Source organism: Arenibacter sp. 6A1 (assembly GCF_012272855.1).
Taxonomy (GTDB): Bacteria; Bacteroidota; Bacteroidia; order Flavobacteriales; family Flavobacteriaceae; genus Arenibacter.
Window position 1 is genome coordinate 150,374 of sequence record NZ_JAAXCQ010000005.1, and the last position, 26,094, is coordinate 176,467.

Here is a 26,094-nt window from a genome sequence, read left to right on the forward strand (position 1 = left end):
TTCCCCTCCAAAGTTGCAAGAAAAATCCAAAATAGCAAGACATATTTTATTATCTTGAAGATCATTTAATTATGGCTCTCTTCTATGGAAAAATACATTTTAGCCCTAGACCAAGGCACTACAAGTTCCCGTGCTGTTATTTTTGATAAAAAAGGAACTATTATTTCAATAGCCCAGAAAGAATTTACCCAATACTTCCCAAAACCGGGCTGGGTAGAACACGATCCCGTAGAAATCTGGTCTTCTCAAGCAGGAATGGCGGCAGAGGCCACTTCCAAAAATGGCATTTACGGCAGCGATATTGCCGCGATAGGTATTACCAACCAGCGGGAAACCGTCGTTGTGTGGCACAAAAAAACCGGAAAACCGGTCTATAACGCCATTGTTTGGCAAGATAAACGTACCGCGGCCTATTGTGAGGAACTGAAAAAACAGGGGAAAGCCAAATTGATCCGAGAAAAAACAGGCCTAGTGCTCGACTCTTATTTTTCGGCCACCAAAGTAAAATGGATTTTGGACAATGTAGAGGGTGCTAGGGAAAAAGCAGAGGCCGGAGAGTTGCTAATGGGGACCATAGACGCTTGGCTGGTATGGAACATGACCAAAGGCGAACTCCATATTACCGATGTCACCAATGCTTCTAGAACCTTGTTGTTCAATATTAATACCTTGGCTTGGGACGAGGAGCTATTAAGCCTTTTTACCATCCCCAAGACCATGCTTCCTACCGTAAAACAATCTAGCGAAATATACGGCTATACCACACCCAACTTTTTTGCCACAAAAATTCCGATCGCCGGAATCGCAGGAGACCAACAAGCGGCACTATTTGGGCAAATGTGCACCAAACCGGGCATGGTAAAAAACACCTATGGCACCGGCTGCTTTATGCTAATGAACATAGGAGATAAGCCCATTGTTTCCAAACACAACCTACTAACTACGGTAGCTTGGCAAATTAACGGCAAAACCCAATACGCCTTTGAAGGCAGTATTTTTATCGCTGGAGCAGTGGTGCAATGGCTTCGGGACAGTTTAAAAATAATAAAAAGATCTTCGGACGTCGAAGCCTTGGCAGCGTCAGTCTCCGATACCGATGGGGTATATTTTATCCCCGCCTTTGCCGGATTGGGTGCCCCCTATTGGGACCAACATGCCCAAGGCAGTATTTTTGGCCTTACCCGCGGTAGTACCGACGCCCATATTGCCCGTGCGGCCATAGAGGCCATTGCCTTCCAAACCATGGATGTCCTAAAAGCCATGGAGGCCGATGCCAACCTGACGATAAAGGAGGTAAGAGTCGATGGCGGGGCCACAGTAAACGAACTATTGATGCAATTTCAGGCAGATGTACTCAATACCGTTACCGTACGCCCAAAGGTCACCGAAACAACCGTGATAGGTGCTGCTTACCTCGCCGGACTAGCGGTAGGTTTTTGGGACAGTTTAGAAGACATCCAGGAAATATGGCAGACCGATGTTCGTTATACTCCTACCGAGAATAGGGCCGTTATTGAAAAAAACATCAAAGGTTGGTACAAGGCGATAGATGCCGTACAATATTGGTCCAAAAATAATTCGTAAACTAAAACATCCCCTATGAGTCCATTTATTGCAGAAATCATTGGCACCTTTTTATTGCTTCTTCTAGGCGGGGGCGTGGTAGCCAACGTAGTGCTAAAAAAAACCAAATCGAACGATAGCGGCTGGATGGTGATTACCACGGCATGGGGTCTGGCGGTATACATAGGCGTAGCCGTTGCCGCCCCCTATAGCGGAGCACACCTGAATCCGGCCGTAAGCTTTGGTCTGGCTATTGCCAATAAATTTTCATGGGCACTGCTACCTACTTATATAGTAGCGCAATTTATAGGTGCCATGTTAGGGGCTTTAGTGGTATGGCTTATGTACAAGGACCACTTTGAAGCCACCCCGGATAAAGAAACAAAAAGAGCCGTTTTTTGTACGGCCCCCGCAATCAGAAACCCCCTCTCCAATCTTTTCAGTGAGATCGTAGGGACCTTTGTGTTGGTTTTTGTAGTGCTTTATTTTACCGATGCCTCCATTACAGATACAGAAACCGCCATTGGTCTTGGATCCTTGGGGGCACTACCCGTAGCTTTTTTGGTATGGGGAATAGGACTTTCCCTGGGAGGCACTACTGGTTATGCCATAAATCCGGCCCGAGACTTAGGCCCTAGAATCGTTCATGCTATGCTCCCCATGCGAGAAAAAGCCGGGAACGATTGGCCTTATGCCTGGATCCCGGTAGTAGGCCCTTTAATCGGTGGCGGCTTGGCCGCTGTATTAATGCTGGTACTTTCTGGCCAATAACTACCCTTTGGCAGCGATGGCCTGTGCCACCATAAATCCACCAGTCCAAGCGTTCTGAAAATTGAATCCGCCTGTAATAGCATCTATATTGATGACCTCCCCAGCAAAATAAAGGTCGTTATGAATTTTACTTTCGTAGGTTTTAAAATTGATCTCCTTTAAATCGACCCCACCGGCCGTAACAAACTCCTCTTTAAAGGTGCTCTTGCCATCTACAAGGAATTCGCTACTACTTAATTGTTGCGCCAAGTTTTGCAATTGTATTTTGGTCATATCGGCCCATTTTACGGTATCGGCGATACCCACTGCCTTTACCAAACTAATCCACAACCGTTTAGGAAGATCAAAGGATTTGGTTCTTAGGACCGATTTTTTGGCTTCAATTTCCTTTATTTCTTGCAGCTGGCTCAGTACTGCTTCTTCGTAATACTCCGGCAACCAATTGACCCGGATACGGAATTTATAGTTCAAATCATTTAACAACTGTGCTCCCCAGGCCGAGAGGCGTAATATTCCAGGACCGCTCATCCCCCAATGGGTAATTAATAGCGGGCCTTCCGATTCTAGATCAGATTGGTGAATTCCATATTTTTTAAGGGCTTCCTTAAATTTCCCTGTATTGACCTTTGAAGGTATCACCTGAATCCTGGCATTGGTACTAACCCCCGGGATTCCGCTTATTCTTTCATCCTTGATATTAAAGGTAAAAAGGGAGGGTACGGGAGGTACGATCGTATGCCCCAAATTTTGAAGCATGTCCCATATTTTAGGGTTGCTACCGGTAGCGACCACTAATTTTTTGGCCAAATAAGTAGCGTGTATGGAGGTAACGCTCCATGAATAATTAGAAGGCTCCTCATTGTTCTCTCTCGGTTCAATTTTAACGACCGAACTGTTTTTTAATACTTTAATCCCCAAACGCTCCGTTTCCGAAACAAAGCAGTCGATAATGGTTTGTGAAGAATTGGTCGCCGGAAACATCCGTCCGTCTTCCTCTATGTTCAGGGCAATACCTCTGCTTTCGAAAAAGGCTACCGTATCGCCGCTACAATAAGAGTGAAAAGGCCCCAGAAGCTCTTTTTCTCCCCTGGGATAATTTTTAGAGAGCTCACTAGGCACAAATTCTGCATGGGTAACATTGCAACGCCCGCCCCCAGAAACTTTTACTTTGGTAAGCACTTCCTTTCCGCGTTCCAAAATGGCTACTTTTAAATTGGGATTGGCTTCTACCATATGAATGGCAGCATAAAAACCGGCGGCCCCACCGCCTACTATCAGTACGTCGTACATTAATTTATTCTTTCCGGAAAATTGGTGATAATTCCATCTACCCCCATCCCCTGCATTGATTTTATATCTTTTCTGCTATTTACTGTCCAAGGATAGATTTTAAATCCGCCTTTTCTAATCTCCTTGACATTCTCTAGACTTAATTCTTTATAGTGCGGGTTAATGGCTTCTGCCCCCAGTTCCTTTGCTATAGGCAAGGCCTTCAACGGATCGCCTTCGACCAAAATGGCAATGCCTATTTGTTTGTTTAGCGCTCGCATTTGTTTTAATTCGTCCCATCTAAAGCTCGAAATTAAAAAATTGTCCAAAGACCAACCTTTCTCCTTAAGATAGTAATTGATTATAAAGTCGACACTATCTGCGGTATGGGCACCTTTAAGCTCTATGTTCAACCGTACTTTATGGTCTATTAAATTAAGGACCTGCTGTAAGGTAGGAATGTTATGGTTCCCTCTTAATTTTAAATTTTGCAGTTCCGTCAGTTCATAAGATTCTATCTTTCCCTTTCCATTGGTAAGGCGGTCTACCTTATCATCATGGAACACTACTATTTCGCCGCTTTTAATCTTAAAGACATCGATCTCTATCATGTCTACCCCCATCTCCATAGCCTTCTGAATAGAAGCCAAGGAATTTTCGGTCTCATGTCCCATCGCCCCTCTATGCCCAATAACCAACGATTTATTCATATTCGTACAACTTAAAGCGAGTAGTAAAACAAACAAGATTCCATATCTAAGTTTTGGTTGCATAAGCCGGTATTTAAAAATTATCCTAGACTATAAATCAGGGATTCCAAGGGAGCTACAGCTACCCGTGTTGTTCCTGTTCCCTGAGTTACGCTAAGCGTATTTTGTTTTTCTTTATACAGTACTTCCCGCAGTGGCCAATCTCCATCTTCTAGACCCCATTCCCTTACGATATTTTCTGGAAGCTTTAAATCGAAGGCAAAACTATCATTGGCATCAAAATTAGCAATAATAATTAGTTTCTCATTCTCTGACCATCGAACAAAAGATAATACCCTGTGGTTGTAAAATTCGGTATGATCCCTGTTGTAATAATGTATGTCCTGATACGCTCCCATTAAGGCACTGCTATTCAGGCAAAAGTTAAGAAGATTTTTATAAAATAACCGCAGCTGCTTTTCTTTTTCGGTAAGCTGTCCCCCATCAAATTTTTTATTGTTCATCCACCTTTGGTGGTTAGGCACCCCTATATAATCAAAAATAGAAGTACGGCTTGGCGAACCGAAACCTGCATGTTCACTGGCTGGCTCTCCTACTTCCTGACCAAAATACAGCAAAATGGGCGACGTGCTCATGGTAGCCGAAACGACCATCCCCGGTTTTGCTATAGCCGCATCGCCAAGAAATTCGGGACTGGCAATACGCTGTTCGTCATGATTTTCCAGAAAATGAAGCATATGATGTTCAATGTCCATTAAATCTCTTTGCACTACCGGCATATGATCTGTCCATCCGTAGCCTTTCATAATATGTTTAAGGGAATCATAAAACGTAACTTTATCGTATAAATAATCCATTTTTCCCTTAAAAATAAATTCCCTGTACAAATCCGGATTATACACTTCGGCCAATAAAAATGCATCGGGCTTACGTTCTTTTATGGACGAATTCATAAAACTCCAAAATTCTACGGGCACCATTTCGGCCATGTCATAGCGAAATCCATCCACCCCAAAATCAATCCAATACAAGGCAATATCCCTAAATTTCTTCCATGAATCCGGTTTTTCCTTTTCCTTCCAAAAAGCAAGGTGTTGGGAACAGTTTTTCTGTGCGTACTCGTCTGGGAGTTCCTGAAAATCTTTGGTTCCATCGGGTCTGACCCCGTAATTAATTTTTACCGTTTCGTACCAATCATTGAAGTCGGGCTGGGATAATCGGGATCCATTCCCGGTCCATTTGGCCGGGGTTTCATTAAAACCCTCTTCAGGCTGTCCTTCTAAGGCTCCCCCTAAAGGCAAATACCCATCGCGCCACTCGGGCAGCGAAAAGGAATCTTGTGGATTGTAGTAAAAATTATTGTGTTTCCGATACGTAACGGTGGTATCGTCATTCGCCCCAAAATCGGATACCCCCTTAGGGTTATTGGTCCCCTCATATTTTCGGGCCACATGATTGGGGACTATATCTATAATTACTTTGAGTCCGGCAGCATGGCTCCGGTTAATTAAAGCCTTAAATTCTGCCAGCCTATTGCCCGGATCATCGGCCAGATCGGGATTTACGTTGTAGTAATCTTTTACCGCATAGGGCGATCCGGCCCTTCCTTTTACGACCCCAGGGTGATCGTTCGATATTCCATAATCCGTATAATCGCCAATTAAGGCATGATGCGGCACCCCAGTATACCATATATGGGTGACTCCCAATTCTTTGATTTCTTTTAATGCCCTATCACTAAAGTCACTAAATTTTCCAACGCCATTTTCTTCCTTGGTCCCCCATGGCTTATTTGTGGTATTGGTATTGCCAAAGAGTCTGGTAAAGACTTGGTAAACTATTTGCTTTTGGGATTTGTTCATCAAAATTAGTGTTAGCGTTTTTAGAAATCCAATAAAACCTCAACGTTTTGGGCCGGTTGCAGTACTATTCTTTTTCCGTTGACCCGAAGGGACATTTCTTCGGTCCCCTTCAAGTAAAAAATTACCTTTTTCTGGCTTACCGTAAGCTCTATAATCCTATTTCTAAAGTTAACTTTAAAGGAGTAGGATTGCCATTGCGCTGGAATTTTTGGATGGAAGGACAATTTATCGTCCAAGATGCGCATACCTCCAAACCCTTCTACAATACTCATCCAGGTCCCGGCCATGGATGTAATATGTAAGCCTTCCTTTACTTCCTTGTTGTAATCGTCCAAATCTAACCTAGAAGTTCGCAAATAAAAGGAGTACGCTTGTTCCATACGGCCCAATTTAGCAGCTTGTATACTGTGAACACAGGGAGACAGGGAAGATTCGTGTACGGTAAAAGGCTCGTAAAAATCGAAATGCTTTTGTAATGCTTCTTGGGAAAAATGGTCTTCAAAAAAGTAAAACCCTTGTAAGGTATCGGCTTGTTTAATATAGGGGGAACGCAGAATCCGATCCCAACTCCACTTCTGATTAATGGGCCTATCCTTTTTCGGTAATTTATGAACCGGAATCAGTTCCTTGTCCAAGAAGCCGTCTTGCTGTAGGTAAACCCCTAAAACCTCGTCATACGGAAAATACATCTCCTTTGCCACCTTGGCCCAGGCTGCTATCTCGCGATCGGTAAGGGCAGTTTTGCCAACAATACGATGATAATCCTCGGGATATCCGTCTTTTACCTTTTGTATTTGTTTGATGGTATATCTAATACACCATTGGGCAATATAATTGGTATACCAGTTATTGTTTACATTATTTTCATATTCATTGGGTCCGGTTACGCCCAATATCACGTATTTATTCTTTTGGGTAGAAAAAGAAGCCCTTTGCTGCCAAAACCGGGCTATCCCAATAAGCACTTCCAATCCCATTTCGGGGATATAGCTATAATCGCCAGTATACCTGTAATAGTTAAATATTGCAAAGGCAATGGCGCCGTTACGATGTATTTCTTCGAAGGTAATTTCCCATTCATTGTGGCATTCCTCCCCGTTCATGGTAACCATAGGAAATAAGGCGGCTCCGTTTGAAAACCCTAATTTTTCGGCATTTTCTATAGCCTTTTCCAAGTGGTTGTACCGGTATTTTAGAAGGTTTCTGGCCACCTTCTGGTCTTTGGTAGCCATATAGAAGGGAATACAATAGGCTTCGGTATCCCAATAGGTACTCCCTCCGTATTTTTCACCTGTAAAACCCTTAGGCCCTATGTTGAGTCTAGAATCTTTGCCCAAATAGGTTTGGTTCAATTGAAAAATATTGAACCGTATTCCTTGTTGTGCCTTCAGGTCGCCTTGGATAGTAATATCGCTCATGGCCCAAATATTGGCCCAAGCCTTTTTTTGTCCTTCGAGCAGGGTGTCAAAACCAAGATGGGTAGCCTTTTGTAAAACAGCTTTGGCTACCTCTCGCAAATCTGTCAGTTTCTGAGGAGCCCCAACGGTATAGCCTCCAAATTTATGAAGGGAAAAGAGATCGCCTTGCTTTACCTCTTTCTTATAAGAATGAAGGGCACGGGTCTCGGACAAAGTTTCATATGGCAAGGCTTTCTGAGGGGTACCATTATAAAAGACCATAGTTTCCATAAAAGTACAGACCTTAAAGTTGGTCTTCATGGTATGGGCTTCTATAAAAGCTTGTCGATCTTGGGAGGAAACCTTAGTGGTATTCCAAAATTTATCGTCCCAATTAGAATCTTTATTGGTTATCCCACTGTCCAAATAAGGAATAAATTCAACCGAAGCTGCTGTGTTTATGGGGCAAACCTCGTACTTTATGGCCCCTAACTGATCGTGTTCTAAACTTAGAAATCGGACCGATTTTACTTGAAGCTGAACCTCATTGGGCATGGTCGCAATAAAACTCCTACTGTACCACCCTTCTTTCATATTGAGTTCCCTGCGAAAATCGGATACGGCAAGACAGGTATTAAGATCTAAAGGAACTCCATTTACCACCACGCTAATTCCTATCCAATTGGGGGCATTGATTACTTTGGCAAAGTACTCGGGATAGCCGTTTTTCCACCAGCCTACCTTGGTCTTATCTGGATAATATACCCCAGCGATATAACTCCCTTGAAAACTATCTCCGGAATAATCTTCTTCAAAATTAGCACGTTGGCCCATGGCACCGTTCCCAATACTAAATAAGCTTTCCGACGATTTTACCCTGTCCTTTTCAAAACCTTCTTCTATGATAGACCATTCCTTGGGCTGTATGTAATCCTGATTCATTGTAATTGTATTGGTTGTTTGGTGGTATTTGTGTCCTTTATTAAAAAATAGGGCTTCAATGGGTCGATTTCATCAGCTGATCCAAGAACGGCACGGTTATTTCCGTAAAATCTTTAAAAACATAGTGTGCTTCCTTCAGCACTTCCTTTTCCCCAATCCCTATACTGACCATTCCCGCAGCATTTGCGGCTTGTATTCCGGCGACGGCATCTTCAAAAACCACGCAGTGCTGTGGTGCCAGCCCCAGTTGTTTTGCGGCCATCAAGAATACCTCCGGATCTGGCTTTGCCTTGGTCACCTGGTTGCCATCTATAATACTATCAAAATATTCCTTTAAGTGTACCTTTTCTAAAATTGGGACCGCATTTTTGCTGGCCGAGCCCAAAGCCAAGGGGATGTTCATTTTTTTCAGATACTTTAAAACCTTGGGGACTTCTGGTAAAATCTCAGTAGCATCCATATGGGCTATATACGCTAGGTAATCCCTGTTTTTCTCTACCATCCAGGTATTGAACTGTGCTTCAGAGGCCGTAATGCCCCCTATCTGCAATAAGATTTCCAAACAGCGTTTACGGCTTACACCCTTGAACATTTCGTTTTGTTGCTGGGTAAATTCGAACCCTAGTTCGTTGGCAAGTTTTTTCCAAGCCAAATAGTGATACTTGGCGGTGTCGACAATAACTCCGTCCAAATCGAATATAAAACCGCGTTGTGCCATCCCACTTAATTATTGGTTGATCCTCTGGCCACAATGGTCGTATCTAAAACGGTGGTCTTATACGATTCTTCCTCTTTTTCGCTCTCTATTTTTTCGATGAGCATTTCGGCCGCAATTTCTCCCATTCTTTCACCATGTTGGGAAACTGCGGTTAAACCAGGAGTAGAATATTTAGACAAAATACCATCGGTAAAACCAATAAATGATATGTCTTTGGGAATACTTAAGCCTTTACTTTGCACGTGACGCATACTGTGAATGGCATACATTTCGTTGACACATAATACGGCATCGATCTTTTCCCTATCTAGAAATTCATTGATCGCCAATTCATCGACATCCATAAAGGGTAATTTCAGCACAAGGTTTTCCCTATAGGGCAAGTTGTGGTCTAAAAGGGCTTGTTTATACCCCTTGGCTCTTTCCCTACTGACACTATAATAATCTTCTGTGGTAATTAAGGCTATTTGTTTTCTTCCATCCTCAATAAACTTGGTTACTGCTTTGTAAGCCCCCTCCATATCATTGATCACAACCTTGTCACATTCGATCTCATCGGTGATCCTATCAAACAAGACCAAGGGAATGCCCTGCTCGGTTACTTCCTTTAAATGGTTGTAATCGTTCTTTATTTGTGTTTCGGCAGACAAGGCCATAATAAATCCATCGATACTTCCATTGGCCAGCAGTTCCATGTTGATAACCTCCTTATCGAAAGATTCATCAGACATACATACAATAACATTATAGCCTTTGGCATTGGCATAATTTTCTATCCCCCTAAAAACGGTGGTAAAAAAATGATGCACAATATCTGGAATGATGACCCCTATATTTTTGGTGCGTCTGTTCTTTAAACTGATCGCGATATTGTTAGGCTTATAGTTGTATAATTTTGCAAAGGCCTGAATTTTATCCTTGGTATCCTTACTAATTTCCTCACTATTTTTTAATGCCTTGGAAACGGTAGAGATAGATACACTAAGTTCCCTTGCTATATGCTTAAGAGTTATTTTTTGTTTCAAAGTCGATTTCCCTGTTTAATATAAGATGATTTAAAAATAATGCTAAAAATACGAAACAAATAGCAGACCCTTCGTTTCCACCAAAAAAAGCACTAAAAATAAACTAAAAACAAAATAGTACACTGTTTCGTCAAAATAATACACATTAAAAAATATCGTATCTTTAAATAATATTTAATACTTTTAACATACAGACGTTAAATTTTATCAATATTACATGTATAATATACACTTATTGCTATATCTGTAATTTTTAAAAAAGTTATCAACACGAAACCGTTTTCGAAGGGTAAAAACCCAAATAAAACAGTTAAGTCGTTTTATTATCGCTAATTTTAAACATAATTTAACAAAAACTCAACCTTAAAATAACCATTTATGAAGAACTCACTACTCAAAAGCTTATGGCTTCTTGGAGCATTTTTATGTTTCAGTGGCGCCTATGCTCAGACGGTTTCCGGAACGGTAACTGATGCCAGTGGTCCTATTCCTGGAGTCAACATCCTTGTAAAAGGAACAACAAACGGGACACAAACAGATTTTGACGGAAACTACACTATAAGCGACGTAGCCAATGGGGCTGTTTTAGCCTTTAGTTTTATTGGTTATAAAACCCAAGAAATCACTTATACCGGACAAGCAACCATTAATGTACTCTTTGAAGAAGATGCCCAAGCCTTGGAGGAAGTCGTTATCATAGGGTATGGTACTACTACGGTAAAAGATGCTACGGGTTCGGTAGCCTCGGTAAGTTCGGAGGATTTCAACTCTGGGGTAATTTCATCTCCCGAACAACTTATACAAGGAAAAACAGCAGGGGTTCAAATAGCCCAGGGAAGTGGAGAACCCGGATCTGGTGTTGCGATTAGAATTCGAGGTACTTCCTCGGTAAGATCCAACAACAATCCGCTTTTTGTAGTCGACGGGGTTCCGCTACCTAGCGGGGATTCATCCTCTGAAGGAACAAATATCGGAGTAGGAACTAGTGCGGCCCGTAACCCACTTAGTTTTCTAAATCCCAATGATATCGAAAGCATGAGTATTTTAAAAGATGCCTCTGCCACCGCTATTTATGGTTCTAGGGGTGCCAATGGAGTGGTTATAATAACGACTAAAAGCGGTAGAACGGGAGGTCAAAAAGGGATTTGGGAATTTTCCACAGATGTAAGCTTTTCCAAACCTTCCAATAGTTTCGATCTTTTGAATAGAAGTGAGTACCTAAATGCGGTACAGGCTTTTGGTGGTTCTGCGACCGATTTCGGAAATAATACGGATTGGCAATCACTAGTGACCAGAAATTCATCCTCGACGAACAATAACTTGGCCTACTCCCAAAATTATGGCAGTGGAAATGTCCGAGCCACCTTAAATTATGGAAACCAGTTTGGTATCGTCCCAAAATCTTCTCAAGAACGTATTACAGGACGTATTAATCTTTCACAACGGGTATTTGACGACAAATTAAAACTAAATCTACAAAGCACCCTTTCTAGAATTAACGATGAGGCGCCCCCATTAAGTGGAAGTGCAGGATCTACCGGAGATTTGTTAGGAGCCGCTTATTCTGCTAATCCCACTTGGCCCGCCAATACTACCTTTAACCCAGGAGATAGGATTAATCCTTTAAATCTTTTGGAAAACTGGCAAAGTTTAACCCACACCGACCGATTCTTAGTGAATTTCTCGGCAGATTATGATATCGTTAAAGATCTGAATGCCAAGGTAACCTTAGGATACGACCTTTCGGAATCTACCCGTGAAGCATCCTTATCTTCCCAATCCTTTAATGTTGGCCGTGGTGCCGGCGGTAATGGACGAGGAGCTCTTAACGATCTTACCAATGAGAATCGTTTGGTAGAATTCACTTTAAACTACAAAAAAGAGTTTAGCAATGCTGTATTAGATGCCCTTGTAGGCTTTTCTTATCAGGACTTTAATACTAGAGGAAGAAACATAGAAGGTTGGGGATATAGCACTATTAACCTTAATCACATGTCCAGGGATTTATCGACTGCTTCCGATATCTTAGAATCGAAGATTTCAGGACCATACCAACAATACGGTTTTGACACAGGCGAAGACCTATTTGTCAATAGACTTTTCCCGACCACCACTACCGATTTCCTTGGCAATGCCAATATTCCTGTAAAATCTGTTTTTGCGGACACTTTTAACAATACAGATGAGCTACAATCATTTTTTACAAGGATAAATTATACGATTGCTAACAAGTATTTATTTACCGCCACTGTTAGAGCCGATGGTTCTTCGCGATTTGGAACAAATAATCAATACGGATATTTCCCATCGGCAGCTTTTGCCTGGAAAATTAACGAGGAAGATTTTATTGGCGATGCGGTTTCTACTTTAAAAGTTCGATTGAGTTACGGTTTAACCGGAAATCAGGACGGTCTAGGATATGGACGTTTTATACGAAGAGAGCGTTATTCTGGCGGAAGCATCTCCGATGGAGGATCTATTAACGTCCCGGGGATTACTACGGTAGAATTCGCCAATCCAGATTTAAAATGGGAGGAAACCACCCAGTACACGGCAGGGATCGATTTTGGTTTTAGCAACGACCGTTTAAACGGTAGTGTAGATGTGTACCGAAAGGAGACTAGGGATCTTCTGCTAAATATAGAAGCAGCACAACCTTCTCCCCAACCTACATTTTTTCAAAATTTAGATGCCTTGGTTCTAAACGAAGGGGTAGAATTCGCTCTTAATTATGATATTTTTCAAGGGAACGATTTTAGCTGGACTGCTGGTTTTAATGTTGCCTATAACAAAAATGAGATTCAGGATTTTGCCGGACAAATTGCCGCAGGAACCATTCGTGGTGCAGGTTTAACCAATGCCTTTGCCCAGCGCTTGGCCTCTGGTCAACCATTATTCTCCTTTTACTTAAGGGAATTTATAGGTTTTGATGACAATGGGAACCCTGTTCACGAAGGAGGAACCGACAACCAGAAATTTCTTGGAAAAAGTGCCCTTCCAGATGTCACCGGTGGATTTTCTACCAGTGCCAATTATAAAAACTGGTCTGCGTCCCTATATTTCAACGGTCAATTTGGAAACTACATCTACAACAATACGGCCAACGCCTATTTCACGGCAGGTGCCATTGGAAGTGGTAATAATGTAACAAAGGATGTGGTTAGCCTTGCCGGGCAAGAAAGCAGGTTTGCCGAGGCTTCTGTATCGACAAGGTTCCTAGAAAAAGGAGATTTCGTCCGTTTACAAACAGCTTCTATAGGCTATAACGTCCCTTTATCCGGTGAGGGATTATTTAAAACAATGAGACTAAACCTTACTGGCCAAAATCTTTTTGTGATCACCGATTATAGCGGCCTAGATCCTGAGGTTAGTGTTGTTCCTGCAGGTAATGACCTATTAAACGGTTTGCCAATTGCCGGAATAGACTATAGTGCTTTTCCAAGACCACGAACTTTTACCGTAGGATTTAACGTAACTTTTTAAAAAGCTCTAACTATGAAATTTAATTTATATATCAAATACGGTCTTTTATCCATAGGGATACTGACAGCTTCTATTTCCTGTACCAATCTAGAAATTGAAGCTTCCGATTCTATCGTCAGTAAAGAAAGTAGCGATGGCGGATTCACCGGATTGGCAGATCCTGCCTCTTCTTTAAGCGATCTTTACAATAAGGTTGGAGGCGATTTCCAAACGCAAGAAAACATGTATGCCCTGGAACAGGTTACTACTGACGAACTTTTAATTCCAACCCGAGGAACGGATTGGGGCGACAATGGCGTTTGGCGACAATTACATACCCATACATGGACCTCCTCGCATTTATTCATAAAAAACGCATGGAACACCCTAAACCAAAATGTATTTAGGGCCACCGAAATTATCGAAAGTAATCCGAGTGCCCAAGTATTGGCGGAAGCCAAATTTCTAAGAGCTTTTAATATGTTCTTTGTAATGGACCTTTTTGGCTCTGTCCCTTTTAGGGAGGTAGACGAAGGACCTAGTGTTAATCCTAAAGTACTTAGCAGAACTGAAGCCTATAGCTTTATAGAAACGGATTTGACGGATGCAATGGCCGATTTGGCCAATGGGAGTCCAGGCACCGCCACTACCAGCAAGGCTACCAAAGCAGCAGCAAATTTCTTGATGGCCAAGCTTTATTTAAATGCCCATATCTATAACGGAACCGGAACTCCTAACAATGCCGATATGCAAAAAGTGATCGATGCCGTAGATGCTATTAAGGCATTAGGTTTTGATATTCAAAGTGGCTATTTTCAAATCTTTGAACCTACGGATGATTCCGAAACCATTTTACACTTAAACAGTGAGGTGGCTGCGAGAATATGGAACACGCTTCACTACAACCAAAATTCTCCCGATAATACCGGTGGAGGATGGAACGGTTTTTCTACTCTAGCCGATTTTTATGACACCTTTGTTGGTGACCCCAACAGTAACTATGTAGGTGATGGCCAAGAAGAGCGAAGAGGGTTTGTACCAGACGCTACTACAGCAAACGAACAAAACTTAGGTATTGGCTACGGATTCTTAATTAATCAACAATACGATTCGGATGGAAGTGAATTAAAAAATAGACAGGGCGGTCCCCTTTCATTTTCCAAGGAAATTCCATCTTTGGTAGGTAACTCTGAAGAGACGGGAATGCGGGTTATAAAATACCATCCTTTTGACCCCACCGATACCGATAACCAAAACAATTCATTTAGAAAACACCAGATCATCTATCGATATGCCGATGCACATTTGATGAAGGCCGAAGCCATCATGCGAATGGGAGGAGATCCTACTGCCCTTGTCAACGAACTACGAGCTAAAAGAACGGACACTCCGGCCCTACCCTCGGTAACTGAAGATGTCTTGCTAGAGGAAAGAGGAAGGGAACTTTATATTGAATTCTGGAGAAGAAATGATTTGGTAAGATTTGGTAAGTTTACCGCCCCTTGGTCCTTAAAAGAGGTCAGCGGCGACACAAAGGTGAACCTATTTCCGATCCCAGAAACAGCCTTATTGTCTAACCCTAACTTAATACAGAACGATGGGTATTAAAAAATAGTGTTGGACCGAAAGGAGGGAAAATGGATGCTATCGTACAATAGATTGATAATTTTTTTTGGGACAAAAAATGAAAGAACACGGCTTTAATTAAAACCGATTTTCCATACATTTTCTACTGGGCAAATTAACCGTTCAAGGCCTATTTGCTCTTCTCTCCTTCGGTCAAGCATTTAATAAAACTTCATTAACAAACGGGCTACCAAAAAAAGGTAGCCCGTTTGTTTTTTTAATTGCTCATCAAACATCGCCAAGGGAAATACCACAATGCTAGCTATGGCCCCACCGCCATCCCATGGAATTTCCATAATTGAAAACCAGGTTCCTGTTTAAAAAGACTGGAAGGGACATAATTTTTAAGCTGTATCTCCCACTTTTGTACCTCGGAAACTAACATAGCCTATTTTAAGAAAGACCCGCCTTTTGTGAAATACCACACATAATATGCTGACAGATTAGCAAAATACATCATTGTTTCAATACCATTTTTTTGCGTTAGGGACCGCGGCGGCATCCCCGCAGCAGCGCAAGGGATACAGCCAAGGGCCCGCCCGACGAAGGAGGGAACGCCCAAATAATTTTACTACTACCTATATAAAACAACAAAGGGCGCCTTTTGCAAGACACCCTTTGTTATAGCTTTACCGTTTTTTTATTGGGCAAAATAAATATAAATCCCAATTACCAACAAGCAGATAGCAATTCCTACCTGTTTTACATACTTGTAAGGCTCTATAGAAACCTGCTTGGTATACTCCAGTTCAAAGTCTTTATCCCTAGGCATAATTTTACCGATGACCAACATTATGATAATATTCAGGATAAACAGTATGGCCATGACGTGTAAAAAATGCGGATACTCATCAAACCTTGGTTGTAAAATAAACTGACTTATTATATAAAGTAAAGAACCGGAAATAATTCCAATTTTAGCAGCGATAGCAGGCACTCTTTTGGTTAGGTACCCCACCACGATAATGGTCAAAATTGGAATACTATAAATTCCGTTTACTTCTTGCAAATAAGCAAACAAACTTCCAGCCTTGGCAATTAATGGCGCAATCATCATGGCTGCTATAGCTAAGATGATCCCAAACATTTTCCCGTATTTCACTACGGTTTTCTCTGTAGCTTCCGGATTAATGTGTTGTTTGTAAATATCGATCCCAAATAAAGTTACCGAAGAGTTTAGCACACTATTAAACGAACTTAAAATAGCTCCAAATAAAACGGCAGCAAAAAATCCGACCAAATATTCTGGCAAAACAGCATTGACCAAGGCCGGGTATGCCTGATCTGGAACTTCTAACTCTCCCTTAAACAAATGGTAAGCGATAATCCCTGGAAGCACGACAATTAACGGACCTAAAATCTTTAAAAACGAGGCCAATAATAATCCTTTCTGCCCTTCTTTAAGGTTTTTTGCTCCTAAAGCACGCTGAATAATTTGTTGGTTGGTTCCCCAGTAAAACAATTGTACCAGCATCATTCCCGTAAATATGGTAGAAAAAGGCACTGAATTTTCTGGACCTCCTATGGATACAAATTTATTAGGGTTTTCATCGACCAATATATTTAGTCCATCAAAAATACTTCCATCACCGATAGCCAATAATCCAAATACGGGAATTAAAAGTCCACCTAAAAGCAATCCAATAGCATTTATACTATCTGATACCGCTACTGCTTTCAGTCCTCCGAATACCGCATATATAGAACCTATTATCCCTATTCCCCAAACACATATCGTTAAGGCGGTAGTATCCGACACCCCGAGCAATTGGGAAACGTCGAACATAGTACTAATGGCAACAGCTCCTGAATACAGAATCACAGGTAAAAGCACGACCACATAGCCTGTTAAAAACAAGGCCGAGGTAATGGTTTTTGTAGCTGTATCGTATCGTTTTTCTAAAAATTGAGGAACCGTTGTAATCCCCCCTTTTAAGTATCTGGGCAACAAAAATATTGCAGTCACTACCATGGCAATAGCGGCCAAAGTTTCCCATGCCATTACCGACAGCCCTTCGGTATAGGCCTGTCCGTTAAGTCCAACTATTTGCTCTGTAGACAAATTCGTCAACAATAAAGATCCTGCGATTACTCCTGCTGTCAAACTTCTGCCACCTAAAAAATAGCCATCGGAGGAATTTTCGTCTGTTTTTCTGGTAGCTAAATAAGCTATAATGGCCACAAGAATTGTGAAGCCGGCAAAAGAAAGAATTCCCAACATTGTTTATTATATTTTTTGGTTGTAGCCGATAAATATATTGGATTATTTATTAATAGAAGTCACCCTATTTAATTTTCTAACAATTTCGATTAAAATTTAACGGTATTAGTCTTAAAACACAACATTATCAACAGGATAATTAACATCCCATGGCTTCCATATTCACTTTACTTTAACTATATTACACAAGTCTTTGGACCACCGTAATTGTGGAAAATCCTAAGAATTATTATATAGCTAACACCAACCAAAACATGCCAAAAAAACATACTTTAAAACTTACATCCAATGTGCCCAAATGGGGGTTTTCACTTCTTGTAAAAACAAAACTCAGCACGGAAACATAGCACTTCTATAACCAATAAAACCTTAACAGGACCAATACCATTTTATATTCAAGACTGCAGTCTTCAAAACCATCGAGATCCGATGATCCTTGCGTTAGCAACCTATTGCAACTATATAAGCCAATAGTATCATCGGCGATTTAACCATTGCGGTTATTATAAAAAGAAGGATCAAAAAATATGACAATATTTAAAGTAAAAAGTTTAGCAATCCTATGTACCATTGCATTCATAAGTTCTTGTTCCCCTAAAAAAGAAGTAGAAAAGGCTCCGGAAAAAACATTGTTCTCCCTACTGCCCTCCGAAAAAACGGGAATAGACTTTATAAATGAGGTGGTTAACCAAAAAGATTTCAACATTTTTAAATACCGGAATTTTTATAACGGTGGTGGTGTAGCCATTGGCGACATTAACAACGATGGTCTTCCGGACATTTATCTCACTGCCAATATGGGCCCTAACAAATTATATTTAAACAAGGGCAATTTAGAATTTGAAGATATCTCCGAAACGGCAGGAGTTACCGGTAACAAACCTTGGTCTACCGGGGTGGTAATGGTCGATATTAACGGGGACGGCCTTTTAGACCTATATGTGAGCAATGCCGGGAACATGGAGGGCAATAACCACGATAATGACCTGTATATTAACAATGGAGACCTTACTTTTACGGAAAGCGCCGCAGACTACAACTTGGCCAAAACCGGATTTTCTACCCATGCCTCCTTTTTTGATTATGACAAAGACGGTGACTTGGATGTATACATCTTAAACAACAGCAATATTCCCGTAAGCAGTTTGGGCTATGCCGAACAACGAGACATTAGGGCTCAGGACTGGGAAGGAGTGCCCAAAATTTTTAGGGGTGTTGGAGACATGCTATTAAGAAACGACAATGGCAAGTTTGTAGATGTCAGTGAAGAAGCCGGAATTTATGGCAGTCTTATTGGTTTCGGCCTTGGTGTAATGGTGAGTGATATTAACGGGGATCTTTACCCGGACATTTATGTATCCAATGATTTTTATGAACGAGACTACCTATATATCAACCAGCAAGACGGCACCTTTAAAGAAGAGATAAAGGATTGGACCTCTCACCTGTGTCTATCGGCTATGGGGGTAGATATGGCCGATATTAATAACGACGGAAAAAACGATATATTTATTACGGACATGTTGCCCGAGGGAGACCAGCGTGTAAAATCTGTCATGGAGTTTGAAGGCTATAATATTTTTAAATTAAAACAGAGCAAGGATTTTTTCCAGCAGTACATTCAAAACACCTTACAGTTAAACAATGGCAACAACAGCTTTTCCGAAGTGGCCTATTTTAGTGGTGTTGCCAAGACCGACTGGAGTTGGGCCGGACTTTTATTTGATATGGACAATGATGGTTTACGCGATATTTATGTGACCAACGGTATTAACCATGACCTTACAGATCTAGATTTTGTAGACTTTTTTGCCAACGAAATCATCCAAAAAATGGCGCTGACCGGGAGAAAGCAATCCATTGATTCTATTATCGATAAAATGCCTTCTGAGCCACAACCCAATTACGCTTTTAAAAATAACGGGGACATTACTTTTAGCAATGAAACTAAAAATTGGGGCCTCGAGATTCCAAGTTTCTCCAATGGCGCCGCCTATGCAGATTTGGATAATGACGGAGACCTAGATCTTGTGGTAAACAATGTGAATATGCAGGCCTTTATTTTTGAAAATAACAGTGAAAAATTTAGCAAAAATAATTTTATCAAGGTACAATTAAAAGGCACTGCCCCTAACACTTTTGCCATAGGAGCAACGGTAAAACTTTATCTTAACCAAGAGGTTATCGTTCAGGAACTAATTCCCTCTCGAGGGTTTCAATCGTCTATGGATTATGTTATGACCATCGGTTTGGGCCAGCGCCAAATGATAGATTCCCTACGGGTAATTTGGCCCGATGACCAAACCCAAAAATTAGATTCCGTACAAGTGAACCAATTACTGGTTTTAAATCAATCGGAAGCCCAAGGCCTATATAAACCCATTAAAAATACTCCTAAAGAAACCTTACTAACCGAGTTAAATAACACTAGCCTTCTAGCACATAAGGAAAACACCTATAACGATTTTGACTACGAGGGGCTCATTTCTAAAATGCTTTCCCAAGAAGGTCCGGCCTTGGCGGTCGCCGATATCAATGGCGATGGCCATGAAGATGTTTTTATTGGAGGCGGTGCTACTGCCAGTGCGGTTATTTACAGGCATAACGGCAACGGAAAGTTAACGCCCACCAAACAAATTGCCTTGGAAAAAGATGCCGTATTTGAAGATACCGCGGCTGCCTTTTTAGATGTTGACGGGGATGGGGACATGGATTTATTGGTAGGCAGTAGTGGCAACCAGACCGGAGCCGAAAAATCGTACGGAACCCGACTGTACCTCAATAACGGGCAGGGAATATTTACGCCTTCTCCCAACACATTGCCAAGTGTTTATACTAACATATCGGTCATTGCCCCTTATGATTTTGACGGAGATGGCGATATGGATGTATTTATAGGCTCTAGAAGTGTGGTAGGCAACTATGGTATAGATCCCGAACATTTATTTTTAGAAAACAAAGGTGATGGAACTTTTGTAGACGCTACGGAACGATTGGCCTTTGATACCAAAAAAGCAGGCATGGTTACCGATGCTATTTGGACAGATATAGATGGTGACCAAAAGAAAGACCTAGTGACTGTTTCTGAATGGGGAACGGCAACGGTGTACAAAAATACAGGAAGACGTCTGGTCCTAATGCCCACTAGTTTGGATAGTATGCCAGGATGGTGGAATGCCATTGAAGCTGCTGACTTGGATAATGACGGGGATATGGATCTTATTTTAGGTAATCAGGGAAGCAATGTTCCCTATGCCGCTACAGAAGAAAATCCCATAAAATTGTGGATCAACGATTTTGACGATAACGGTACTATTGAACAAATTATGTCCCAAAATTTCGATGGCAAGGATTATCCCATCCATCAGAAGAAAGAACTGACCAACCAGATAGTGTCCTTAAAAAAGCAAAACTTAAAAGCTTCGGAATACGCCAAGAGAACTGTAGAAGAATTGTTTTCTCCGGAGAAAATACAGCAGACCATTGTAAAGAAGGCAAGCATCCAAGAATCGGTCATTGCCATCAATGAGGGGCAAGGGAAATTTGTTTTTAAAAAACTTCCCAACCGGGTTCAGTTTTCATGTGTATGTGGAATTTACTGTACAGATATTAATAACGATGGACATTTGGATATCATCATGGGAGGCAACAATTTTGCTTTTAAACCTCAGTATTCCCGTTTAGACGCTAACCATGGCAACGTCCTTTTGGGCGATGGCAAACTAAATTTTGAATGGCAAAATTATGATGAAAGCGGCTTTTTTATCAAGGACGAGATTAAACACCTGCAATTGTTTAAGGACGAAAAGGGCAAGCGGTTTATCATTACGGCTATCAACAATAATCAACCTAAGATTTTTTCATTAAATGATTAAACACTTATTCTTTATACTATCTATTATGCTCCTTGGGAGCTGTGGTCAAAAGGAAGGGCGTCTTTTTAGCAATCCCAGTGCTGAAGAAACGGGTATTGCTTTTCAAAATACCCTTACCCCTACGGAAGACCTTAATATTTTAGATTACCTATATTTTTATAATGGTGGCGGGGTAGCCATAGGCGATATTAATGGCGATGGGTTACCGGACATATTCTTTTCTGGCAATCAGGTAAAAAACAAATTATACCTTAATGAAGGAAATTTAAAATTCAAGGATATTTCTGCCAGTTCTGGCATTGAAGGCAATAGCTCTTGGAACACTGGTGCCGTGATGGGCGATGTAAACGGGGATGGCCTTTTAGATATTTATGTATGCGCCGTAGTTGGAATCAACGGCTTTTACGGGCACAATGAACTTTTTATAAATAATGGCGATAATACCTTTACCGAAAGTTCGAAAAAATACGGTCTAGATTTTGAAAACTTCAGTAGCACCGCCGCTTTTATAGATTATGATATGGATGGGGATCTGGATCTCTATTTGCTGAACCATGCAGTACATACCCAAGCCTCTTTTGGCAAGGCCGATATTCGAAAAAACAGAAACCCACAAACCGGTGATAAGCTCTTGCGTAATGATAACGGCATTTTTACCGATGTAAGCGAAGAGGCCGGAATTTACGGTGGGGTAAATGGGTATGGCTTGGGAATTTCGGTAGCCGATTTTAATCAGGACGGTTATCCCGACATTTATATAGGCAACGATTTCCATGAAGATGACTATTATTACCTGAACAATGGCGATGGTACCTTTACCGAGCAATTACGCACCTATTTTGGGCATACGAGCAGATTTTCTATGGGCAATGATGCCGCAGACATCAATCATGATGGTTGGCCAGACCTCCTAACCCTGGATATGCTGCCAGAAGATGAAACCGTTCTTAAATCATCGGATGGGGACGACCTTACCCAAACCCAAAATTTAAAGGTAGATCGGTACGGATACCATTATCAGTTTTCTAGAAATATGCTCTTTATAAACCAACAGAACAAAGCTTTTACAGAAACGGCCCTTTTCAGCGGAGTGGCTGCCACGGATTGGAGCTGGAGCGCCCTTTTTGGGGACTATGATATGGATGGAAAACAAGATATTTTTATCTCTAACGGTATTCCTAAAAGACCTAATGATCTCGATTTTATAAAGTTTGCCTCGAGCGAGCAGATCAGAAATAAAATGAACAATACCAAGCTGGTAGACCAGCAAGCGTTTGATTTAATGCCATCGGGGAAAGTGCATAATTATATTTTTAAAGGCGAAGAAGGTCTAAAGTTTAAAAACGAATCTGGGCACTGGACCATGAAAGACTCCCTTATTTCTGGAGCAACTGCCTATGCCGATTTGGACAATGATGGCGATCTGGACCTTGTGATCAATAACATTAATAGTGCGGCTAGCTTGTATATCAACAAAACCAATGACAAGGCTAATTACCTAAAGCTACATTTTAAGTATACCGATAAAAATAAATACGGTATTGGCACTAAGGTATTCTCTTACCACAAGGGAAAGCTTCAGTACAAGGAACTATATACAGTGAGAGGGTTTCAGGCGTCGTCAGAACCGATGATTCACTTTGGTTATGGGCAAGAAAAATTCGTAGATTCCATAAAGATCGTATGGCCCAATAAGACCTATCAGGTATTAAAAAATGTAGCTACCAACCAAAATCTTACGCTTTCACCCAAGGATACCAAAGCTTTTAACTATGGTTCCTTGAAAAAAAACACTGGGCAAATTTTTAAAAGAACCTCGGATAATCTGGGCATTAATTTTACCCATGAAGAGGACCATTATTTAGATGTGAACCGTCAAAAATTAATTCCGTACCAGATTTCCGATCGGGGTCCGGCTGTGGCTATTGGGGATCTCAACAACGATGGTAAAAAAGATATTTTCTTTGGAGGTTCTAAATACATTCCCTCCAGAATATTTTTGCAAAAAGACGACGCCTATGTAGAAACCACCATTTCATCCATTGCAAAAGACTCAATTAAAGAAGATATTAGTGCCATTATTGCAGATTTTGACAAGGACGGCTTAAACGATCTTTTTATCGGTACGGGTGGAGGCGATTTTTATGACCAAATGAAACCCTTAACGGATTCTTATTACCGCCAAGGGAAGGATACATTTACAAAGATGTCGCTGCCCTCCTATTTTGAAAATGCCGGTATTGTTCGGGAATACGATTTTGACAACGATGGCGACCTGGATATTTTTGTGGGCAACCACGCCGTCACCAATGATTTTGGGAAGATTCCAAAATCTTATTTATTGCGAAATGATGGGGGTACTTTTTCTATGGTACAAAATACTGAATTGCAAGATGTCGGGATGCTTACGGATGCTATTTGGAGCGATTTTGATGGAGACGGCATCAAAGACCTTATTCTGATAGGGGAATGGATGTCTCCTAAATTTTTTAAGAACAATAATGGGGAATTATCAGAACATTTCCCCTTGGACCAAGCTTATTCCGGACTTTGGCAACGTATACTACCTTTTGATATAGACCGGGACGGCTCTATGGATTACCTGTTGGGCAATTGGGGAACCAATACCAAATTAAGTGCCTCTAGGAAATATCCCTTAAAAATGTACTATTCAGATTTTGATAACAACGGCAGTACCGAAACTATTTTGGCCATAGCAAAAAATGGCAGCTATTATACCTTGGACGGTTTGGACGAGCTTTCCTCTCAATTGGTAAGTCTCCGAAAAAAATTCACCAACTATAAGGAATTTGCAGGAAAACCAATTTCCGAAATCTTAGGAGAAGCAGCTATTCAAAAAGCCACTTTAATGGAAGTAAATACCCTCGCATCTGGCTATTTAAAAAATAAAGGTGGTAAATTTACCTTTGTTCCCTTTTCTAGCCCCTTACAATTAGCGCCTATACAGGCATTTTTGGAGTTTGATTTTGATGGGGACGGAAATACAGAAGTGTTGGCCGCTGGTAATTATTTTGGGGTAAAACCTTACCATGGTCGCTTCGACTCCTTTCCAGGAGCCTTGATTACATCAGAAAAGGACGTAATTTTAGGCACTAAGATAGGATTAGACCTAGAACACAAAAGCGCAAGGCATCTCCATATTATTTATATGGGTAAAAAACCCTTTCTGCTTGTAACATTTAATAATGATAGTTCCCAAGTATACGCCTTGGAAAATAATAACAACTAAAATGAAAAAACTTATTCCCCTATTTCTAGTCATTGCCCTTATAGTTTCTTGTAATAAAAATGAAGACCCGATAGTGATTTCTGCTGACGAACTGCACAAGGCCATCGATAAGGTAACCGAAGTAATGATTCACGATATATTTTCGCCTCCTGTGGCCAGTAGAATATATGCATACCCCAATATAGCGGCTTATGAGATTATAGCCCTTCACCAAACAGGCTACAAGTCCTTAGTGGGGCAGGTAACAGATTTAACGCCTATCCCAAAACCGGACAAACCCGTCAATTACCAATTGGCAGCCTTGATTGCCCACCTCGACCTAAGCAAACACCTGATTTTCTCGGAAGACAAAATTGAAGTGTATAGAGACAGTTTATATGGTCATTGGGAGCAAAAAAATAAAAGTGACTTTCTCAATTCTAAAGAATACGGCTTACGAGTTTCCAACCATATTGCAGCCTGGTTAGACAAGGACAATTACAAACAAACCCGTACCATGCCCAAGTTTACGATAAACACGGACGATGCTTCTCGTTGGCAACCTACCCCTCCCTCATATATGGATGGTATAGAACCACATTGGAGCAAAATTCGTCCCTTTGTGATCGATTCTGCCAATCAATTTGTGCCTGCCCCACCTCCGGCATTTTCTATGGAAGAAGGATCTGATTTCTATAATGAGGTGATGGAAGTATATCATATTAACAAAGAAATTACCGCCAAAGGAGATACCTCTGAAGAAGTTGCTATTGCGCAATTTTGGGACTGTAACCCTTATGTTTCCGTAACCCGTGGACATTTGATGTTTGCTACCAAAAAGATTACCCCAGGCGCCCATTGGTTGGGAATTACAAAAATAGCCTGTCAAAAAACAGCTTCCGATTTTGATAAAACTGTTATGGCTTATACTAAAACGTCCATGGCTATTGCCGATGGCTTCATCAGTTGTTGGGACGAAAAATATAGAAGTAATCTAATTCGCCCAGAAACGGTGATCAACCAATATATCGATGATAGCTGGCAACCTCTATTACAAACGCCCCCTTTTCCGGAATACACCAGTGGTCATTCCGTTGTTTCGGGTGCCGCAGCAACCGCTTTGACCAGTATTTTTGGAGACGAATTTGATTTTGATGATGACACTGAAGTACCCTTTGGACTCCCTATTCGCAGTTTCACCTCCTTTTATCAAGCCGCTAATGAGGCGGCCATGAGTAGAATGTACGGGGGTATCCACTATAGAGCTGCCGTAGAAGTTGGGATAAAACAAGGTAAAGACCTTGGAAACTTTATTGTAAACACCTTGGAAATGAAAAAAAACGAATCTTTGGCGACCGCCGAATAAGTCCCTAGACTTTGTAAAAACAAACCTTTGAACGCTTTAATACCTTTATTTATAATAG

The 26,094-nt window shown here is 41.2% G+C and carries 14 protein-coding genes; 7 read left to right on the forward strand and 7 right to left on the reverse strand.

The features are described 5' to 3' along the window. Window positions 1–84 precede the first annotated feature (84 nt). Both glpK and HCG49_RS05995 read left to right on the forward strand, forming a co-directional pair. Window positions 85–1,584, forward strand: a complete 1,500-nt coding sequence (gene glpK / locus HCG49_RS05990) for a glycerol kinase GlpK (protein ID WP_168468633.1) — start codon at window positions 85–87, stop codon at window positions 1,582–1,584. Between the two features lie 15 nt (window positions 1,585–1,599). Then, window positions 1,600–2,334 carry an MIP/aquaporin family protein gene (locus tag HCG49_RS05995; RefSeq protein ID WP_168468634.1) on the forward strand — a complete coding sequence of 245 codons (735 nt, stop codon included), beginning with the start codon at window positions 1,600–1,602 and terminating at the stop codon, window positions 2,332–2,334. Here the strand turns inward: HCG49_RS05995 and HCG49_RS06000 are convergent, their stop codons facing one another. From HCG49_RS06000 to HCG49_RS06025, 6 genes are all read right to left on the reverse strand, one after another. Next, the gene (locus HCG49_RS06000; protein WP_168468635.1) at window positions 2,335–3,624 is read right to left on the reverse strand and encodes an NAD(P)/FAD-dependent oxidoreductase; all 1,290 of its coding nucleotides are present in this window, start codon (window positions 3,622–3,624) and stop codon (window positions 2,335–2,337) included. Next, entirely contained in the window at window positions 3,624–4,313 is a 690-nt protein-coding gene (locus HCG49_RS06005) for a glycerophosphodiester phosphodiesterase (protein ID WP_240938642.1), read from the reverse strand. Before HCG49_RS06005 ends, HCG49_RS06000 begins: the two co-directional genes overlap by 1 nt. An 80-nt stretch (window positions 4,314–4,393) precedes the next feature. Further along, window positions 4,394–6,175 carry an alpha-amylase family protein gene (locus tag HCG49_RS06010; protein ID WP_168468637.1) on the reverse strand — a complete coding sequence of 594 codons (1,782 nt, stop codon included), beginning with the start codon at window positions 6,173–6,175 and terminating at the stop codon, window positions 4,394–4,396. Between the two features lie 20 nt (window positions 6,176–6,195). Beyond that, window positions 6,196–8,514, reverse strand: coding sequence for a glycoside hydrolase family 65 protein (locus HCG49_RS06015; RefSeq protein ID WP_168468638.1), 2,319 nt, complete (start codon window positions 8,512–8,514; stop codon window positions 6,196–6,198). Window positions 8,515–8,569: 55 nt separating this feature from the next. Beyond that, window positions 8,570–9,232 (reverse strand): beta-phosphoglucomutase, encoded by a 663-nt coding sequence (gene pgmB / locus HCG49_RS06020; RefSeq protein WP_168468639.1) that lies wholly within the window; start codon window positions 9,230–9,232, stop codon window positions 8,570–8,572. A 5-nt stretch (window positions 9,233–9,237) separates the two neighbouring features. Beyond that, the gene (locus tag HCG49_RS06025) at window positions 9,238–10,257 is read right to left on the reverse strand and encodes a LacI family DNA-binding transcriptional regulator (RefSeq protein WP_168468640.1); all 1,020 of its coding nucleotides are present in this window, start codon (window positions 10,255–10,257) and stop codon (window positions 9,238–9,240) included. A 378-nt stretch (window positions 10,258–10,635) separates the two neighbouring features. Here HCG49_RS06025 and HCG49_RS06030 point away from each other — a divergent pair, with 378 nt between their 5' ends. Continuing rightward, complete coding sequence (locus HCG49_RS06030; protein WP_168468641.1) at window positions 10,636–13,740, forward strand: SusC/RagA family TonB-linked outer membrane protein; 3,105 nt, start codon at window positions 10,636–10,638, stop codon at window positions 13,738–13,740. Window positions 13,741–13,752: 12 nt separating this feature from the next. After that, entirely contained in the window at window positions 13,753–15,327 is a 1,575-nt protein-coding gene (locus tag HCG49_RS06035; RefSeq protein WP_168468642.1) for a RagB/SusD family nutrient uptake outer membrane protein, read from the forward strand. A 658-nt stretch (window positions 15,328–15,985) separates the two neighbouring features. Here HCG49_RS06035 and HCG49_RS06040 read toward each other — a convergent pair. After that, window positions 15,986–17,566 (reverse strand): solute:sodium symporter family transporter, encoded by a 1,581-nt coding sequence (locus HCG49_RS06040; protein WP_168468643.1) that lies wholly within the window; start codon window positions 17,564–17,566, stop codon window positions 15,986–15,988. Window positions 17,567–18,093: 527 nt separating this feature from the next. Here HCG49_RS06040 and HCG49_RS06045 point away from each other — a divergent pair. The 3 genes from HCG49_RS06045 to HCG49_RS06055 are packed head-to-tail and all read left to right on the forward strand — an operon-like array spanning window position 18,094 to window position 26,036. Further along, window positions 18,094–21,441 carry a VCBS repeat-containing protein gene (locus HCG49_RS06045; RefSeq protein ID WP_168468644.1) on the forward strand — a complete coding sequence of 1,116 codons (3,348 nt, stop codon included), beginning with the start codon at window positions 18,094–18,096 and terminating at the stop codon, window positions 21,439–21,441. Then, window positions 21,434–24,691 carry a VCBS repeat-containing protein gene (locus tag HCG49_RS06050; RefSeq protein ID WP_168468645.1) on the forward strand — a complete coding sequence of 1,086 codons (3,258 nt, stop codon included), beginning with the start codon at window positions 21,434–21,436 and terminating at the stop codon, window positions 24,689–24,691. Before HCG49_RS06045 ends, HCG49_RS06050 begins: the two co-directional genes overlap by 8 nt. Window position 24,692: 1 nt before the next feature. Further along, window positions 24,693–26,036, forward strand: a complete 1,344-nt coding sequence (locus HCG49_RS06055; RefSeq protein ID WP_168468646.1) for a vanadium-dependent haloperoxidase — start codon at window positions 24,693–24,695, stop codon at window positions 26,034–26,036. The last annotated feature ends 58 nt before the right edge of the window (window positions 26,037–26,094 follow it).

Coding starts and splice junctions, on each gene's coding strand:
- HCG49_RS05995 (WP_168468634.1), top strand. CDS start 1,600: ATGAGTCCATTTATTGCAGAAATCATTGGCACCTTTTTATTGCTTCTT.
- HCG49_RS06050 (WP_168468645.1), top strand. CDS start 21,434: ATGATTAAACACTTATTCTTTATACTATCTATTATGCTCCTTGGGAGC.
- HCG49_RS06040 (WP_168468643.1), bottom strand. CDS start 17,566: ATGTTGGGAATTCTTTCTTTTGCCGGCTTCACAATTCTTGTGGCCATT.
- HCG49_RS06035 (WP_168468642.1), top strand. CDS start 13,753: ATGAAATTTAATTTATATATCAAATACGGTCTTTTATCCATAGGGATA.
- HCG49_RS06030 (WP_168468641.1), top strand. CDS start 10,636: ATGAAGAACTCACTACTCAAAAGCTTATGGCTTCTTGGAGCATTTTTA.
- glpK (WP_168468633.1), top strand. CDS start 85: ATGGAAAAATACATTTTAGCCCTAGACCAAGGCACTACAAGTTCCCGT.
- HCG49_RS06045 (WP_168468644.1), top strand. CDS start 18,094: ATGACAATATTTAAAGTAAAAAGTTTAGCAATCCTATGTACCATTGCA.
- pgmB (WP_168468639.1), bottom strand. CDS start 9,232: ATGGCACAACGCGGTTTTATATTCGATTTGGACGGAGTTATTGTCGAC.
- HCG49_RS06000 (WP_168468635.1), bottom strand. CDS start 3,624: ATGTACGACGTACTGATAGTAGGCGGTGGGGCCGCCGGTTTTTATGCT.
- HCG49_RS06005 (WP_240938642.1), bottom strand. CDS start 4,313: ATGAATAAATCGTTGGTTATTGGGCATAGAGGGGCGATGGGACATGAG.
- HCG49_RS06055 (WP_168468646.1), top strand. CDS start 24,693: ATGAAAAAACTTATTCCCCTATTTCTAGTCATTGCCCTTATAGTTTCT.
- HCG49_RS06015 (WP_168468638.1), bottom strand. CDS start 8,514: ATGAATCAGGATTACATACAGCCCAAGGAATGGTCTATCATAGAAGAA.
- HCG49_RS06010 (WP_168468637.1), bottom strand. CDS start 6,175: ATGAACAAATCCCAAAAGCAAATAGTTTACCAAGTCTTTACCAGACTC.